The sequence below is a fragment of the Bradyrhizobium tunisiense genome (assembly GCF_042263385.1).
Lineage (GTDB): Bacteria > Pseudomonadota > Alphaproteobacteria > Rhizobiales > Xanthobacteraceae > Bradyrhizobium > Bradyrhizobium tunisiense.
This window is the reverse complement of sequence record NZ_JBHLEV010000004.1, coordinates 759,226-775,368: the sequence shown is the minus strand read 5'-3', so window position 1 is coordinate 775,368 and position 16,143 is coordinate 759,226. Positions and strand designations below refer to the sequence as shown.

The 16,143-nt window shown below is 65.7% G+C and carries 14 protein-coding genes; 2 read left to right on the top strand and 12 right to left on the bottom strand.

Going from position 1 to position 16,143, the window contains the following annotated elements:
• Positions 1-7 precede the first annotated feature (7 nt).
• On the top strand, positions 8-946 hold the full coding sequence (locus tag ACFDR6_RS22345) for a LysR family transcriptional regulator (protein ID WP_375859501.1): 939 nt from the start codon (positions 8-10) through the stop codon (positions 944-946).
• Positions 947-1,068: 122 nt separating this feature from the next.
• On the opposite strand, the gene ACFDR6_RS22340 is transcribed toward ACFDR6_RS22345, so the two are convergent.
• The 7 genes from ACFDR6_RS22340 to ACFDR6_RS22310 all read right to left on the bottom strand — a co-directional run bounded on the left by ACFDR6_RS22340 (position 1,069) and on the right by ACFDR6_RS22310 (position 9,825).
• Positions 1,069-2,709 carry an amidase family protein gene (locus ACFDR6_RS22340; RefSeq protein WP_375859500.1) on the bottom strand — a complete coding sequence of 547 codons (1,641 nt, stop codon included), beginning with the start codon at positions 2,707-2,709 and terminating at the stop codon, positions 1,069-1,071.
• 206 nt (positions 2,710-2,915) lie between these two features.
• Positions 2,916-4,412, bottom strand: a complete 1,497-nt coding sequence (locus ACFDR6_RS22335) for an ABC transporter substrate-binding protein (RefSeq protein ID WP_212092425.1) — start codon at positions 4,410-4,412, stop codon at positions 2,916-2,918.
• Between the two features lie 55 nt (positions 4,413-4,467).
• Positions 4,468-5,472, bottom strand: coding sequence for an ABC transporter ATP-binding protein (locus ACFDR6_RS22330; RefSeq protein WP_375859499.1), 1,005 nt, complete (start codon positions 5,470-5,472; stop codon positions 4,468-4,470).
• On the bottom strand, positions 5,469-6,482 hold the full coding sequence (locus ACFDR6_RS22325; protein WP_375859498.1) for an ABC transporter ATP-binding protein: 1,014 nt from the start codon (positions 6,480-6,482) through the stop codon (positions 5,469-5,471). The genes ACFDR6_RS22330 and ACFDR6_RS22325 overlap by 4 nt, the downstream gene beginning before the upstream one ends.
• Before the next feature lie 2 nt (positions 6,483-6,484).
• Positions 6,485-7,372 (bottom strand): ABC transporter permease, encoded by an 888-nt coding sequence (locus tag ACFDR6_RS22320; protein WP_317240257.1) that lies wholly within the window; start codon positions 7,370-7,372, stop codon positions 6,485-6,487.
• Positions 7,369-8,319, bottom strand: coding sequence for an ABC transporter permease (locus ACFDR6_RS22315; RefSeq protein ID WP_317240258.1), 951 nt, complete (start codon positions 8,317-8,319; stop codon positions 7,369-7,371). The genes ACFDR6_RS22320 and ACFDR6_RS22315 overlap by 4 nt, the downstream gene beginning before the upstream one ends.
• A gap of 84 nt (positions 8,320-8,403) precedes the next feature.
• Positions 8,404-9,825 carry an amidase gene (locus ACFDR6_RS22310; protein WP_212092499.1) on the bottom strand — a complete coding sequence of 474 codons (1,422 nt, stop codon included), beginning with the start codon at positions 9,823-9,825 and terminating at the stop codon, positions 8,404-8,406.
• 122 nt (positions 9,826-9,947) lie between these two features.
• On the opposite strand from ACFDR6_RS22310, the gene ACFDR6_RS22305 reads away from it, so the two are divergent.
• Positions 9,948-10,835: a LysR family transcriptional regulator gene (locus ACFDR6_RS22305; RefSeq protein ID WP_212092420.1), complete on the top strand. Its 888-nt coding sequence runs from the start codon at positions 9,948-9,950 to the stop codon at positions 10,833-10,835.
• Positions 10,836-10,839: 4 nt separating this feature from the next.
• Here ACFDR6_RS22305 and ACFDR6_RS22300 read toward each other — a convergent pair whose 3' ends face one another.
• The 5 genes from ACFDR6_RS22300 to ACFDR6_RS22280 are packed head-to-tail and all read right to left on the bottom strand — an operon-like array spanning position 10,840 to position 16,140.
• Positions 10,840-11,775: a carbohydrate kinase family protein gene (locus ACFDR6_RS22300; protein WP_375859497.1), complete on the bottom strand. Its 936-nt coding sequence runs from the start codon at positions 11,773-11,775 to the stop codon at positions 10,840-10,842.
• A gap of 5 nt (positions 11,776-11,780) precedes the next feature.
• A complete protein-coding gene (locus ACFDR6_RS22295) occupies positions 11,781-13,427 on the bottom strand; it encodes an FGGY-family carbohydrate kinase (RefSeq protein WP_375859496.1) in 1,647 nt (548 codons plus the stop codon).
• Positions 13,428-13,460: 33 nt separating this feature from the next.
• Positions 13,461-14,234, bottom strand: coding sequence for an SDR family NAD(P)-dependent oxidoreductase (locus tag ACFDR6_RS22290; RefSeq protein WP_317240261.1), 774 nt, complete (start codon positions 14,232-14,234; stop codon positions 13,461-13,463).
• A gap of 52 nt (positions 14,235-14,286) precedes the next feature.
• Positions 14,287-15,294 (bottom strand): ABC transporter ATP-binding protein, encoded by a 1,008-nt coding sequence (locus ACFDR6_RS22285; protein ID WP_212092416.1) that lies wholly within the window; start codon positions 15,292-15,294, stop codon positions 14,287-14,289.
• 15 nt (positions 15,295-15,309) lie between these two features.
• Positions 15,310-16,140 carry a carbohydrate ABC transporter permease gene (locus ACFDR6_RS22280; RefSeq protein WP_317240263.1) on the bottom strand — a complete coding sequence of 277 codons (831 nt, stop codon included), beginning with the start codon at positions 16,138-16,140 and terminating at the stop codon, positions 15,310-15,312.
• Positions 16,141-16,143: the final 3 nt, after the last annotated feature.

Below are 16,143 nucleotides of genomic sequence, written 5' to 3'. Positions count from 1 at the left end.
ATCGAATATGAGTAGCCCCGACGAGATGCGGGCGTTCGTCCAAGTTGTCGAGCGCCAAAGCTTTGGAAACGCTGCCACAGCGCTCGGGCTGACCCCTTCAGCCGTTTCCAAGCTTGTCACGCGGTTGGAGGATCGGCTTGGCGTGCGCCTCCTTCATCGAACGACCCGGCGGCTGGCGCTCACGCCTGAAGGTGACATTTATTTCGCTCGCGCGCGCCAGATTCTTGCCGATATCCAAGAAGCCGAAGCGCAAGTCGCGACGTTGCGCGCCGCGCCGCGGGGGCATCTGCGTATCAACACCAGCATTGGGTTCGGAATTCATCAGTTGGCACCGGCAATGCCCGACTTCCTGACGCGCTACCCGGAGATCGACGTCGAGCTTGCATTGACTGATCGCGTCGTCGATCTGGTCTCAGAGCACGCGGACATGACGATCCGCGCTGGTCCGGTGGCGGAGACGGCTTTGACGGCGCGAAAGCTCGCGGATGTTACGCGACTATTGTGCGCATCGCCAGCATACCTCGCCCGCTACGGCGTGCCGCAAACTCCAGCCGATCTCGCCAGACATAGTTGCATAGTGATGGCGTTTCAAACTCCCTACCGATGGGCATTCCGGAACCATGGAAAGATAGAGGAGATCGAAATTAAACCACGAGTGGTGACCGATAACGCCGAGGCTGCGCTCAGATTGGCGCTTGATGGTGCCGGGATCGTTCGGCTTAGCGATCTGGTCGTCGGCGACTCGATCCGCGGTGGCTTGCTCGTACCGTTACTTACGGAAACTCATCACGCCGAAGCCGTACCGCTGTCGGCTCTTTACCTGGCTGGACGTCACCGTTTGCCTAAGGTTCGGGTGTTTCTCGACTTCCTTATTGAACGATTTAGCTCCGCGACTTTGCAGGTTGCCGTCGCGCCTGGACGCTCTAATGCATCATCAGTGGTCTAAACTTGGTAGCAACGCGACGGAACGTCCGCTTCGGGTCCAACAGACGACCTTCCTCGAGCAGGCGCGCATGTCCGCTTTCCCTTTGCTCGTACATGTCCTTGGCGCAGCCCGGCGAGTATGATCTAGACGCCCGCCAGATCCGGGGGCGTTTGGCGCATGTCGGAGGCCTGCTCATAGGCGTAAGCCAGACGCAGCAGCTTGTGTTCGCTCCAGGCCCGGCCTGCGAAGGTGATCCCGAGCGGGTAGTCGGGCGTGTCCTTGTCGTCTGCTCCCGAGATGAAGCCGGCCGGCACCATGACGCTGGGGTAGCCTGCCTTTGCAGCGATCCCGCATCCTTCACTGCCGGGGAATAGCACGGCGTCAAGCTTGTGCCGGTTCATGTAGGCGTCCATGCCGCGCGTCCTGGCGGAGAGCAAATCCATGGCACGCGCCGACTTGTATTCGCGCTCGCTCAAATCGCCCCTGGTCATGTTCGCGGCCAGGAAGTGGTCCTGGCCAAAGCGTAGCGCCTTCTCCGCATGCGCCGCGTTGAAGGCGACGATGTCGGCAATGCTCCTGATGTCGGTGTCGGTCGCCCAATCCCTGAGGTAGAGGTCGAGATCGCGCTTCAGCTCGTAGAGGAAGACCACCGGCGGCCTCGCGACAGTGCCCTTGTGGCGGCTCAGCGGATTGCGGTTCAGCACGGCCATGGTCGTCCCCGGCCCGCCGATCCAGCCAGCCGGCGGCATGGCGGCGCGCACGATGACGGCTCCCAGATCTTCCAGCACCGTGATCGCGTCAGCGATCACCTTGGCCGACCTCGGCGACAGCTTGCCGTAAAAGGGATCGTTCAGCGGGTCGGCCGGGTCGCTCGGCACACCGATGCGTGCGCCCTTCATCGCATCGCGCGTGAGATCGGCGGTGTAATCGGCCGGCCGCCGCTGCAACTCCGTCGCTGGGTCGAGCGGGTCTTCGACCGCCAGCACGTTCAGCAGCATGGCCGCGTCGCGCACCGTACGCGTCATCGGCCCCGCGGTGTCCTGGCTGTGCGCGATCGGCACGATGCCGGCGCGGCTGACGAGTCCGACCGTCGGCTTGATGGTGACGAGGCCATTCTGGCTGGCAGGGTACAGCAGCGAGCCCGAGGTCTCGGTGCCGATCGAAGCGGCGCACAGGCCGGCCGCCACGGCGACCGCCGACCCCGCACTTGAGCCACCCGGCAGCACGAGCGGGAAGCCGCGATCGTCCATCAACGCCGGCGCGTAGGGATTTTTTACCTGACCGCCCAACGAGGAGTAGCCCGCGGGCATGTCGATCGCGAGCATGTTGGAGAATTCCGTCAGGTTCGCCTTGCCCAGGATCACCGCGCCGGCATCGCGCAGCAGCTTGACGATCGTCGCGTCGTCCCTCGCGTGCGCGCCCTCCAGCGCCAGCGAGCCCGCCGTGGTCGGCTGCTCGTCGCCGGTGGCGATGTTGTCCTTCACCAGGATCGGGATTCCGGCCAGCGGCTGCCTGGCCGATGGTTTTACGCCGTCGAGCTTCCCCGTGATCCCGAGCGCGTCGGGATTGAGCGCGCGCACGGCGTTCAGTGCGGGCCCACCGCGATCATAGGCCTCGATGCGCGCGAGATAAGCTTTGGCCAGCGCCGTCGCGTCGACCTGTCCGTTGGACAGGGCTTGAGCGATATCGCTCATCGCGGCATTGGCGAGTTTCAGGGAGGCCGGCGGCTCGGCCTTAACGGCCGCCGCGGCGATATCGGCATCGCGGCGCGATGGCTTCTTCACGGCGGCCTCGCCTGACGGAGCGTCCCGAACCATCAGGCCGCCAGTTGCCATGTTGCCAGTGTTTTGCCCGACGGGTCAACGTCGCGGCGCACCGCGCCAGCCCCGCAGCAGGCAACACGCAAGTCATTGAAATGACTACGCCCGGTTACTGTGCATGGGGTTGTTTTTCAGATTTTTGTTTTCGAGGGGCGCGTGCTGGCCCTGCCCTACTCCCAATACCACGTCGAGAAATCGTTCTCGTATTGCGGCACGTCCTTCCAGACGCCCTTCAGCTTCTTGTTGGTGATGGTGATGAGCTGCGGCTGGTACAGGTAGGCGGAGACGGCGTCGGTCGCGAGCATGCGCTGGGCGTCACCGAGCAGCTTTGCGCGGCCCGCCTCGTCAGGCGTCGACACGATCTGCTTGTAGAGCGCGTTGTACGCCGCGTTGTTGTAGCCGAGATAGTAGTCCGCCTCGGTGATCTTGACGAGGTCGAACGGCTCGACATGGCTGATGATGGTGAGATCGAAATTGTGCGGGCCATTGCCGGCGAAGACCTGCGACAGCCATTGCGCCCATTCGACGTTCTCGATCTTGGCGATGATGCCGACCTTTGCGAGCTGGGCTGCGGCGATTTCGCCGCCCTGCCGCGCATAGGACGGCGGCGGCAGCTTCAGTGACAATTCGAGCGGCGTGGTGACGCCGGCCTCAGCGAGCAGCTTCTTGGCCTTCTCGGGGTCGTAGGGGTTGATGCCGGTGGTGTCGACATAGCCGAGCGCGCCCGGCACGTAGAAACTGCCGATCGGCGTGCCGAAACCGTCGACGGCGCCGTCGATCATCGCCTTGCGGTCGATCGCGGCGAGAATGGCACGGCGGACGCGGACGTCGTCGAGCGGCTTCTTGCGGTGATTGATCGCGACGATGGTCTTGGCCCTGGAGCCGCCGACCAGCACCGTGAAGCGCGGATCGGCCTTGAACTGCGCCATGGCACGCTGTGCGGCGACGCGCGGAAACGCATCGACGTCGCCCGAGAGCAGCGCTGCGGTCTGCGCCGCCGGCTCCGAGATGAAGCGGATCGTCACCTTGGACAGCTTGACCGCGGCGGCGTTGCGGTAGTCGGCCCATTTGGTCAGCGTGATTGAAGAGCCCTTGGCCCAGGTCCCGAGCTGATAGGGCCCGGTGCCGACGGGCTGCGTAATGTTGGTGGCGGCGCTCTTCGGCTCGACGATCGAGCCGCCCGCCTGCCCCAGCAGGAACGGCAGGTTCGGCTCGCCATATTTCAGGGTGATCACGACCGTCTCGGCGTCCGGCGCCTCGACCTTCTCGAAAGCCTGGTACAGGCTCTTGTCCTTGTTGGTGCTGTTCGGCGCGGCGTTGCGCTCGAACGAGAACTTCACCGCGGCGGAATCGAACGGCTCGCCGTTGTGGAATTTGACGCCCTTGCGCAGCTTGAACGTATAGGACTTCAGGTCGGGCGATGCGGTCCAGCTCTCGGCCAGCAGCGGCGCGACGGAGCCGTCCTCGTTGATCTTGGTCAGGGTCTCGTAGATGTTGTAGAGCGTGACCTCGGCAATCGCGGCAGCGGCCGCGTTGGTCGGATCGAGCCCCGGAGGCTCCAGTGCCATCGCCATGACGACGCTGTCCTTCTTGCTCTGCGCCAGCACGGGCAAAGGCGCCGCGATGAGCGCGGCGGCAAACGCGACGATCGACAATTTCCTCAACATGCCTAACTCCCCGGCCCTGTTCCGTTCTAAGCCTACGCCAATCCTGATCCGGACACTAACTTTCCATGGCCATCTGCGGCAACGCCATCACGGCCTCGGCCCTGTGGCAGGCGGCAAGGTGCCCCTCGCCGACCTTGCGTAACTCAGGCCGAACCTCGCGGCAATGCTGGTCGGCGAGCGGACAGCGCGAGACATAGGCGCAGCCGGTCGCCGCCGCCGCTTGCGAGGCGATGGCCTGGGCCCCGCGCCGCCGCCGGCCGCCGCCGGCGCGCGCCCGCGGCACGGCGTCCAGCAGCGCCCGCGTGTAGGGATGCGCGCAATGCTCGAACAGATCTTCGGGCCGGCCCTGCTCGACGATGCGGCCGAGATACATCACCGCGACCTCGTCACAGAGATAGTCGACGACGGCGAGGTCGTGGCTGATCAGGATAAAGCTCAGCCCGAATTGCTCCTGGAGGTCCTGCATCAGGTTCAGCACCTGCGCCTGCACGGAGACGTCGAGCGCGGAGACCGGCTCGTCGGCGACGATCAGCTTGGGCTGGGTGATCAGCGCGCGCGCGAGCGCGATGCGCTGGCGCTGGCCGCCGGAGAATTCGTGCGGATATTTGTCCATGTCGGCATCGCGCAAACCGACCTGGCGCAGCGCCGCGGCGACGCGTTCACGGAACGTCGTCCGATCGGCTCCCTCAAGCACCGTCAGCGGCTCCGCGACGATGCGGGCGATAGTCTGGCGCGGATCGAGCGAGCCGTAAGGGTCCTGGAACACCATCTGGAAATCGCGGCGGGCACGACGCAGCTCGTCGGCGGAGATGCGATTGAGATCGCGGCCGAGCAGCGCGACCTTGCCCGACGTCGGCCGCTCCAGCGCCATCACCAGCCGTGCGAACGTCGACTTGCCCGAACCGGATTCGCCGACGACGCCGAGGCTCTTGCCCGCGGCAACCTGCACGCTCACGCCATTGAGCGCACGCACCTGCCCGGGCGGGCGAAACAGGCTTTCCCGCGGCAGAGCGTAGCGCTGTTCGAGATCCTTCACGTCGAGAAGCGGCGTGGTGCTCATGCGGTCAGCGCTCCGACGCGTTCTGCCATCGAGACATCCGTCCTGATGCAACGTACGAAGTGCCCGGGCCCAACGTCGGCCATGGGTGGCAGCGCGGCGCGGCACTGATCGATCACGAGCGGGCATCGGTCGGAGAAGGTGCAGCCGGAGGGTAGATCGGCGAGCTCCGGCACCGTGCCCGAGATCGTCTTCAGCCGCGTCCCCTTGCGCGCGCCGAGCTTCGGCCGGGCGCGGAACAGGCCCTGCGTGTAGGGATGTCCCATCCGCCGGAACACCTCGTCGGTCGGCCCGCTCTCGACGACGGTGCCGCCATACATCACCATCATGCGCTGCACGTTCTCGGCGATGACGCCGAGATCGTGCGAGATCAGGATCATCGACATGCCGCGCTCCTCGACGAGGTCGGCAATGAGATCGAGGATCTGGCCCTGGATGGTGACGTCGAGCGCGGTGGTCGGCTCGTCCGCGATCAGCAAATCAGGCTCGCAGGCGAGCGCCATGGCGATGGTGATGCGCTGGCGCTGGCCGCCGGAAAACTGGTGCGGATAGGCATCGACGCGGCGCGCCGGGTCGGGCAGCCCGACGCGATCGAGCAAGGCGATCGCCTCGTTGCGCGCCTGCGCCGCCGAATGTCTCTTGTGACGCCGCAGCGGCTCGGCAACCTGATCCCCGATCGTGTGCATCGGGTTGAGCGCGGTCATCGGCTCCTGGAAGATCATGCTGATGCGGTTGCCGCGCAGGCGGCAATATTCCGCGTCCGGCAATCGCACGATCTCGTTGCCGTCGAGCTTGATGCTGCCCGAGACCACGGCGCTATCAGGCAGCAGCCCCATCAGGGACATCGCGGTAACCGACTTGCCGCAGCCGGACTCACCGACGAGGCCGAGCGTCTCGCCACGCTTCAGGGCGAAGCTGACGCCGCGCACGGCTTGTGCCGGGCCACGGCTGGTATTGAGGCGCACGCCGAGATTGGCGACCTCGATCAGCGGCATGTTGGAGCGCTCGCCCATCGTCATCGCTCCCGTGCCAATCGTGGATCGAGCAGGTCGCGCAAGCCATCGCCAAGGAGATTGAGACCGAGCACGGCGATGGCAATCGCAGCGCCCGGATAGACCGCGAGCATCGGCGACTGGAACAGCAACGTTTGCGCATCGTTCAACATCCGCCCCCAGGACGGCTGCGGCGGCTGCGTGCCGAGGCCGAGATAGGACAAGGCTGCTTCGGCAAGGATCGCAAGCGCGAACTGGATGGTGACCTGCACGATCAGGATCGACAGGATGTTGGGCAAGACGTGCTCGATGGTGATGCGGAAGGCGCCCTTGCCCGCCGCCCGTGCGGCCAGCACGAATTCTCGCGCCCAGATCGCGTTGGCCGAACCGCGCGTCAGCCGGGTCAGCGTGGGGATCTGGAAGATGCCGATCGCGACGATCGAGGTCACCATGCCCGGTCCCGCCACCGCCGCGAGCATGATCGCGGACAGCACGGCCGGAAAGGCGAAGGTGAAGTCGGAGAAGCGCATGATGATCTCTTCGGTCCAGCCGCGCCGGGCCGACGCGATCAGGCCGAGCGTGACGCCAAAGGTGAGACCGATGCTGACAGCGATGATACCGACCATGATGGTGGAGCGGGCGCCGGCGAGCAGCAGCGAGACGATATCGCGACCGAAGGAATCGGTGCCGAGCCAGTGCGCTGCCGAAGGCGGCCGAAGTTTTGAAGCGATGTCGATCTCGTACGGCGACCACGGCGTCCACAGCAGCGAGAGCAGCGCGGATGCGAGCACCAACAGGCTCAGCGAACCGCCGATCACGAAGCTGCGGTGGCGCAGCGCGCGGCTCCAGAACGTACGGGCCGGCACCCGGCGCGCTGCCATCGGCGCGTCAATGGTCATGGGCGCGCTCACAGGTCGTGAACCTTGATGCGGGGATCGATGAAGGCATAGAGAACGTCGACGACGAAATTGACGATGACGACCATGGTCGCGAGCAGCATCACGCAATTGCGCACGACAATGAGGTCGCGGTTGGCGATCGACTGGAAGATCAGGCGGCCAAGACCCGGAAGGTAGAACACGTTCTCGATCACGATGGTGCCGGCCAGCAGATTGGCGAACTGCAGCCCCATCACCGTCATGACGGGGATCATGGCGTTACGCAGCACGTGGCCCCACAGCACTTCGCGCTTGCCGAGCCCCTTCGCACGCGCGGTGCGAACGAAGTCCTCGCGCAGCACTTCCAGGACGGCCGAGCGCGTGACGCGCGCGAGGATCGCGGCCTGCACCACCGCGAGCGAGATCGCCGGCAGCAGCAGCGACTTCAGGCCGAGCCAGATGCCGTCCTCCCAACCGGCAAAGCCGCCCGCCGAGAGCCATTGCAGCCGCACGGAGAACAGGAGCACCAGCAGGATCGCGAACCAGAAGTTCGGCAGCGCGATGCCGACCTGGGTCAGCGACATCACACCGACGTCGCCAAGCTTGTTGTGGTTGGCGGCGGTGTAGATGCCGGCAGAGAGCGCCAGCGTCACCGTGATCGTCATGGCCATGATGGCGAGCGGAAACGTCAGCACCAGCCGCTCCGCGATCAGGCTGGCGACCGGCGTGCCGTAGACATAGGAATTGCCAAGATCGCCGGAGAGAAGTCCTTTGATCCAGTGCAGATAACGAACCGCCAGCGGCTGGTCGAGCCCGAGCTTGACGGTGAGCGCGCGGACCGCGTCCGGCGAGGCGTCGGCGCCCATCAGCATCTGCGCCGCGTTGCCCGGAAGCGCGTCGAGCACCAGAAAAATGATCAGCGAGGCGCCGACCAGCGTCGCCAGCAAGGTCAACAGACGTCGGAGGACAAAGACGCTCATGCGCGCTCGGCTTCAGGGCTCGGCTGCAGCACGATCAACATGTCCGGTCCCCCGAGGCAAGCTCTTTGCTGCATGCCCATCTCCTCAAGCCGGCCAGCGGGACAGAAGGTCGGTCGAAGCCTCGAACAGTGCGCTGACGCGCAGCAATTCGGCGTCGGCGCGGAAGCGGCCGACGAGCTGAAGCCCGATCGGCAGGCCGTCGCGGCCGAAGCCCGCGGGTAGGCTCACCGCGGGATGGCCGGTCATGTTGAACGGCATGGTCCAGGGGAACCAGTTCGGGCGGACGCTGTCGAAATGCTTGCCGTCGATCTCGATGCTGCCGAATAGATCCTGCTCGATCGGCAGCGCGGTCCGCGTGAGTGTCGGCATCGCCAGGACGTGCCCGCGCGCAAGCAGCGATTGCACCCGGCGGAACAGCGCGGTGCGCGCGAACATCGCCTCCTGGTAGTCGGCGCCGCTGACCTCGGCGGCGAGCGCGAGCTGCTTGAGGAAAGCCTCGCTCAGTTCGTCCTTGTGCTCGGTCGCGAGTTTGGCAAAGCGCGTGCGCCAGACGGTGTGGTTGATGGCGCGCCAGATCGGCTCGATATCGAAACCTTCGCCGGAAAATTCCTCGAGCTCGGCCCCTAACCCTGCCAACCGGTCGAGGCTCGCCTTGAAACTGATGGCGACCTCTGCGGACACCGGACGGCCCGGCGGCGTCAGGCAGTACAGGATCCGCTGTCCGCGCAGATTGCCGCGCGCGGCAACCGTGCCGACGAAATCCGGCACAGGAACGCCGATCGACCAGGGATCGCTGGGATCCTCGCCTGAGATCGCCTGCATCATCAGCGCAGTGTCGGCAACGGTGCGGGTGGTCGGCGTGACATAGGTCTGGTTGCCGAACACGTCCAGCGCCTGGCTGTGCGGGATCACGCCGTTGCTCTGCTTCAAGCCCACCACGCCGTTGCAGGCGGAGGGAATCCGCGTCGAACCGCCGCCGTCGGTGGCGATCGCGAGCGGTGCGATGCCGCTGGCAACTGCAACAGCCGCGCCGCCACTGGAGCCACCCGAGGAGCGCTCTGCGCTCCACGCATTGCGGGTACGGCCGAACAAGGGCGAGTCCGTCAGGCATTTGCTGCCGAATTCCGGCGTCGTGGTCTTGCCGATCAGGATCGCGCCTTCGCTGCGCAGCCGCGCCACCGCAACGGCATCCTCATTCGGCACGTTGTCCTTGTAAGGAACCGCGCCGAAGGTGGTCTTGACGCCCTTGGTGTTGACGATGTCCTTGACGGTGACGGGGATGCCGTGGAGCAGGCCGAGCGGCTCGCCGGCCATCACCTTGCGCTCCGCCGCGCGCGCCTGCACCATCGCCTCGTCGCCGCACAGCGTGATGAAGCAGTTCAGTTCGGGCTGGAGGGCCTCGGCGCGCGCGAGCACGGCACGGGTGATCTCGACGGGGGAAATCTTCCTTGTGGCGATAAGCCCACGCAGTTCAGTTGCGGACAGCAGGCAGGGATCGCCGTTCATCGTCACTTCACGCTCCGGAGCGGGCCGCCGTTGGCCCAGCCATTGACAGCGAGAATGACAGTTTTGTTAACTTGCCGTCCAATACCATTTTGATCGCCAACCCATACGTTTTCGGTATGCCAATGGATCTTCGCCGGCTCCGCTATTTCGTCGCCGTCGCCGAGGCGCGCAGCGTCGGCAAGGCCGCCGAGGTGCTGCGGATGGCGCAGCCGCCCCTTTCCGTCCAGATCCGCAAGCTGGAAGCCGAGATCGGCGCGCCTCTGTTCCGCCGCGGCACGCGCGGCATGGACCTGACCGAGGCGGGCCAGGCCCTGCTGGCGCGCGCCAGCGAGGCGCTGGCGCTCGCGGCCGACGGCGCCGAAGCCGCGCGCGCGGTTGCATCCGGGCGACGCGGCCGGCTGTCGGTCGGCTACATGTTCGTGCTGGCCAATGCGGTTCTGCCGCGCCTGATCCCCGAGCTGCGCCGCTCGATTCCCGGCGTCGACCTCGACTTCGCCGAGCTCAGTGCCTCGACGCGCGAGGCGCGGCTGCTCGACCGCAGCGTCACGATCGCGCTGTGCATGCCGGCGATTCATCACCCTGAAATCCAGGTGGCGCGGGTCGGCGCCCAACCGTTCATGCTGGCGATGCCGATCCGCTCGCCACTCGCCCGCCTCGGCGCGGTGCCGATGGCGAAGTTGCAGGGCCGTCCCCTGATCGCGCTGCCATGGCCGGACCACGACCCCGCCTCCTCCGCGGTCGCGGCCTTGCTGCGGCGACATCAAATCGTGATGCCGATCGCGAGCCGGGTGGAGACGGTGCATTCGGCGATGAGCCTGGTCCTGGCCGGTGAAGGCCTCGCCATCCTGCCGGCCTGCGCGCAGCTCGGGGCACCACGCGGCATCGTGTTCAGGCCGCTGCGCGACGCCACCGATTCCATCGATATCGCGGTCTGCTGGCGGCGGGATTCTCAGAGCCCGCTGATCCGAACTTTCCTCAAATGCGCCGAGAAAGTCGTCGCGCCGCTGTGACGGGCTACAAGGGCGAGGTGATCTCACGGCTCCAGGGCGGGTCGGCGCCCGGGCGGGTGCAGGTCAGGCCGGCGCAATTGGCGGCAAAGGACAGTGCGCGGCGGAGCTCGTCCGCTCCGATGTTCTTCAATCGCGGCCGGGCGATGCGTCCCAGCTTGTGCAGAGCGAACAGCAGCGCCGCCTGAAAGCTGTCGCCGGCGCCGATGGTGTCGGCGACCTCGACCTGCGGCGAGGTGACCTCGATTGCTCCTGCCCCGACGTGCCATGCGATCGCGCCGTTGTCGCCGCGGGTGATGACAACGAGGCTCGCGCCTTGCCGCAGTAGCGCACTCGCTCGCTGCTCGTAACGCTCCTCGCCGAAGAGGTAGGCGAAGTCCACGTCCGACATCTTGACGAGATCGGCGCTGCCCGCGAACTCGGCCATCCGCGCCAGGTAGGCCGGCTTGTCCTTGACCAGATTGGGCCGGCAGTTCGGATCGAAGGAGATCGTCGAGGATGCGCGCGCATCCGCGATCAGCGCTTTGGTCTCGGCGGCTCCCTGCTCGTTGACGAGCGTGGTCGAGCCGACATGAACGGCCTCGACCGTATCGAAGGGAATAGACCGGCGCCGGTAGGCCCAGTTTCGCGTCGCGGTCCCGGCGTCGTAGAAGGCGTAGTGCGACTCGCCCGCGACGATGCGGACGAAGGCGAGCGTGGTCTGAAGGTCGCTGCGGGTGGCCAGGCTGAGGTCGACGTTAGAGGCGGCGGCGTGATCGGCGATCATTCCTCCGAACAGGTCGGTCGAGATGCCGCCGACAAAGCCGGTCGGCGCGCCGAGCCGCGCCATGCCGATCGCGACGTTCAGGCATGAGCCGCCGACTGCGGGCATCACCGCCTCGCGCCCCTCGGCGTTTCGCGTCGGGACGCAATCGATCAGCGCATCGCCGCAGGCAATCAGCATGTCTTTCAACCTCTCGCGATGTCGCGCATCGCCGCGCGGCTGCCGCGATCGACTTCGCGCAGCAGCTTGTAGACCTCGCGCTTGCGCGTATGAAACGCCTCCATGTCAAGCGCGGTCGGTTCGCTCTTCCCTCCCAGCGCCGACATCTTGGCCATGGTCTCGCCGATCGAAGCATACGCGCCGCCGGCCACCGCCCCCAGCATCGCCGCCCCCAGCAGCACCGGCTCCCTGGTCTGCGGCAGCGCGACGGTGAGACCCGTCGTATCCGCCATGATCTGCCGCACCAGCGGGCTTCGACTGGCACCGCCACCCATGATCATGATGCTGGAGCGCACGCCATGCGCGGCGAAGGCTTCGATCACCTCGGCGAGCCCATAGGCGAGCCCGCACAGGCCGGCGACGAACAGCCGCTCCATCGAGGCGATGTCGGTGTCGAGATCGAGCCCCGTGATCACCGCGCGCGTATCAGGGTCGGCGTAGGGCGAGCGGTTGCCGATGAATTCAGGAAGCACATGAACGTCGCGGGCGAGCAGAGCGGCGCGGCTGACGCTGCCCGCACGCGCGATGATGCGACGCTCGAGGAAGTCGATGAGGTCGAGGCCCTCGCCGCGCGCCGCCGCGCTCGCCTCAGCATGAGCCGGATGCGACTTGAGGAGATGGTCGATCGCCGCACCTGCCGCCGATTGGCCGCCCTCGTTGAGCCAGAAGTCCGGGACCATGCCGGAGTAATAAGGCCCCCACACGCCGGGCACGAAGCACGGCTCGCGGGTCGTCGCCATGATGCAGGCCGAAGTTCCCATGATGTAGGCGAGCCGGTCGCAGACATCGCTCGCCCCGCCCACACCGTCGCGTCCGCCGATCGCGCCAATGCCGCCGGCATGGGCGTCGATCAACGAGGCACCGACCGGTATGCCCGGCGGCAGGCCAAGCTCGGCCGCCGCCGCGCGGGTGAGACCGGTGCCGAGCCGTGTGCCGGGGGCGACGATCTCGGTGCCGATGCGGGCGTATTTCTCGTTGACGAAGTCCGACAGGCCGATGCGCTTGAAAAATTGCGCGCTCCAGCCGCCGCCGTCATGGGCGAGATAGTTCCATTTGCAGGTGACGGTGCAGGTCGAGCGCTGCAGCGAACCCGTCGCGCGCCAGCTCAAATAATCGGAGAGATCGAAGAAATGGCCAGCGGCGTCAAAGCTCCCGCGAAGGTGCCGCTTCAGCCATAGCAGTTTCGGCATCTGCATCTCGGGCGAGATCGAGCCGCCGACATAGCGCAACACGTCATCCTCGGTCTCATTGATCAGCCGCGCCTCGGCGATGGCACGATGATCCATCCAGACGATGACATTGCGTTGCCTGTCGCCGGATGCGCTGACGGTGAGCGCCCCGCCCTGCCTGTCGAGGACGACCAGAGAGCAGGTAGCATCAAAGCCGATGCCGCCGACGCTATCGGGTGCGATGGCGGCTTCCGCCATCGCCGCTCGCACCGAAGTTACGCAGGCCTCCCAGATGTCCTGGGACGACTGCTCGACGATGTCGCCGGGCTCGTGCCATATCCGGATCGGATGCCGCGCGGTCGCAAGCAGCGTCCCGGCCTCGTCAAACACCCCTGCCCGCGTGCTCGTGGTCCCCACGTCGACGCCGATATACGCTCGCGGCATTGTCGCTCCAGCTTCGTCGGTTTTGACGCAAGCCTACCAGCAAGTGTAGCCGCCATCCACCAGCACGATGCTGCCGGTCATCAGGCTCGCGGCTTCGGAGGACAGGAACAAGACGACGGAGGCGATCTCCTCGACCTGCCCCATCCGCGCCATCGGGGTTCCACCAATCCAGGCGTCGTACATCTTGGCGTTGCTCTTCACGAAAGCGTTGAGCGGCGTCTCGATATAGGTCGGCGCCACCGCATTGACGCGAATGCCGCGCGCGCCCCATTCGGCGGCCAGCGATTTGGTCAGATGATGAACGCCCGCCTTGGAGGCGTTGTAGAAGCACTGCTCCTGCGGCTTGTTGACGATGAAGCCGGACATCGAGCCGACATTGACGATGGCGCCGCTCCTGGCCTTCAGCATGTGCCTGCCGAACTCGCGGCAGCACCAGAACGTGCCATTGAGGTTGACGTCGATGACGTTGAGCCAGTGCTCGTCGGTGACGGTCTCGGCCGGGGTTTCGCTGCGGGCGATGCCGGCATTGTTCACGAGGATGTCGACCTTGCCATGGCGGGCGACGAGGTCGTTCGCGACCTCCGCCACACGCCTGGTATCGGTCACGTCCATGATCGCGGTCTCGATGTCAAAGCCCTTCGCCTTCAGGCTGGCCTTGGCGCTGTCGGCGACCTTGCCGTCGCGGTCGCCGATGATGACCCTGGCGCCGGCCTCGGCCAGCGCTTCCGCGCAGCCGAGGCCAATGCCCTGCCCGCCGCCGGTGATGAACGCGGTCTTGCCGCTCAGCTTGAATTTTTCCAGGTACATGGTGGCCTTTCCGTCTCGTTGCCGTTTCTTGCCGTTCTCTTGCCGTTTCTTGTCAGCCTCGCAGCGCGTTGCCGCCCTGATCGAAGCGATGGATGCGTGCGGGGTCCGGCAGCAGCGACACGCGGTCGCCGGCATGCAGGCTCAACTCGCCGACATAGCGCGCTGTCAGCATGCCGAGCGGACCGGCATCGACGTAAAGGAAAGTGTCGCTGCCGAGATGCTCGGCGACGGCAATGGTTCCGAGCCAACCGCCTTCGCCCTCGCGCTCGATCCTGAGATGCTCCGGCCGCACCCCGATGGTGGCGGCGCCGCGCTGCAGGGCGAGTTCGCCGGTGACGAAGTTCATCTTGGGCGAGCCGATGAAGCCGGCGACGAAGAGATTGGCGGGCCGCTCATAGAGCTCCAGGGGCGAACCATATTGCTCGATCTTGCCGCCATTGAGCACGACGATCTTGTCGGCCATGGTCATGGCCTCGACCTGGTCGTGGGTGACATAGATCGCGGTGGTGCCGAGCTGCTTCTGGAGCCGCGTCACCTCGATGCGCATCTGCACGCGTAGCGCGGCATCGAGGTTGGACAGCGGCTCGTCGAACAGGAATGCCTTGGGCTCGCGCACGATCGCGCGGCCGATCGCGACGCGCTGGCGCTGGCCGCCGGAAAGCTCGCGCGGCTTGCGATCGAGATAGGGCGTGAGATTCAGCGTCGCGGCGGCGGCCTCGACCTTGCGATTGATCTCGTCTCTGGCAAGGCCCGCCATCTTCAGGCCGAAGCCGATATTGCCGCGGACGCTCATATGCGGATAGAGCGCGTAGGACTGGAACACCATCGACAGCCCGCGCTTGGCGGGCGGCGTATCGACGACGTTCTTGCCGTCGATCAGGATCTTGCCACCGGAGACGTCTTCGAGCCCGGCGATCAGCCGCAAGAGCGTGGTCTTGCCGCAGCCGGACGGACCGACAAACACGACGAAGGAGCCGTCGGCGATGTCCAGGTCGGCGCCCTTGATGATGTGCACCGGGCCGAAGGATTTTTGCACGCCCTGAAGTGTGATCTGGCCCATGATCCGGCAGCCCCTCTATTTCACCGCGCCGAAGGTAAGCCCGCGCACGAGCTGCTTCTGGCTGAACCAACCGAGGACAAGAATGGGCGCGATCGCCAGCGTCGAGGCTGCCGACAATTTTGCCCAGAACAGCCCTTCCGGGCTGGAATAGGACGCGATGAATGTGGTGAGCGGCGCAGCGTTCGAGGTCGACAGATTGAGCGTCCAGAACGCTTCGTTCCAGGCGAGGATCAAATTGAGCAGCATCGTCGAGGCCAGCCCCGGGATCGCCATCGGTGTCAAGACGTAGACCAGCTCGCGGCCGATGGTGGCGCCGTCCATGCGCGCCGCTTCGAGGATGTCGCGCGGGATCTCCTTGAAGTAGGTGAAGAGCATCCAGATCACGATCGGCAGATTGCCGAGGCACAGGATGAAGACGAGACCGGCACGGGAATCGAGCAGGCCGAAGCTCTTGTAGATCAGGTAGATCGGCACCAGCACGCCGACCGGCGGCATCATCTTGGTCGAGAGCATCCAGAGCAGGATGTCCTTGGTGCGCTTGGTCGGCGAGAACGCCATCGACCAGGCCGCGGGAACGGCTATCAAGAGAGCGATGAGCGTCGAGCCGCCGGCGATGATGATCGAGTTCATCGCGTGGTGGAGATAATCGCTGCGCTCTTGCACCGTCGCGTAATTCTCGGTGGTCCAATGAAAGAACAGGAAGGACGGCGGCACGGAGAAAGCCTCGAGCTCGGTCTTGAAGCTCGCCAGCACCATCCAGAGGATCGGGAAGAAGATCAGGAAGCCGAAGAACCAGGCCCCGATCGTCGAAACCACCACCTGCTGCGTCGTCGCCCTCCGTGCCATGGT

Bases quoted from the DNA above. Each gene is read 5' to 3' on its own strand.
- ACFDR6_RS22345 (WP_375859501.1), top strand. From the start codon at position 8: ATGAGTAGCCCCGACGAGATGCGGGCGTTCGTCCAAGTTGTCGAGCGC.
- ACFDR6_RS22335 (WP_212092425.1), bottom strand. From the start codon at position 4,412: ATGTTGAGGAAATTGTCGATCGTCGCGTTTGCCGCCGCGCTCATCGCG.
- ACFDR6_RS22330 (WP_375859499.1), bottom strand. From the start codon at position 5,472: ATGAGCACCACGCCGCTTCTCGACGTGAAGGATCTCGAACAGCGCTAC.
- ACFDR6_RS22325 (WP_375859498.1), bottom strand. From the start codon at position 6,482: ATGGGCGAGCGCTCCAACATGCCGCTGATCGAGGTCGCCAATCTCGGC.
- ACFDR6_RS22315 (WP_317240258.1), bottom strand. From the start codon at position 8,319: ATGAGCGTCTTTGTCCTCCGACGTCTGTTGACCTTGCTGGCGACGCTG.
- ACFDR6_RS22310 (WP_212092499.1), bottom strand. From the start codon at position 9,825: ATGAACGGCGATCCCTGCCTGCTGTCCGCAACTGAACTGCGTGGGCTT.
- ACFDR6_RS22305 (WP_212092420.1), top strand. From the start codon at position 9,948: ATGGATCTTCGCCGGCTCCGCTATTTCGTCGCCGTCGCCGAGGCGCGC.
- ACFDR6_RS22300 (WP_375859497.1), bottom strand. From the start codon at position 11,775: ATGCTGATTGCCTGCGGCGATGCGCTGATCGATTGCGTCCCGACGCGA.
- ACFDR6_RS22295 (WP_375859496.1), bottom strand. From the start codon at position 13,427: ATGCCGCGAGCGTATATCGGCGTCGACGTGGGGACCACGAGCACGCGG.
- ACFDR6_RS22290 (WP_317240261.1), bottom strand. From the start codon at position 14,234: ATGTACCTGGAAAAATTCAAGCTGAGCGGCAAGACCGCGTTCATCACC.
- ACFDR6_RS22285 (WP_212092416.1), bottom strand. From the start codon at position 15,294: ATGGGCCAGATCACACTTCAGGGCGTGCAAAAATCCTTCGGCCCGGTG.
- ACFDR6_RS22280 (WP_317240263.1), bottom strand. From the start codon at position 16,140: ATGGCACGGAGGGCGACGACGCAGCAGGTGGTGGTTTCGACGATCGGG.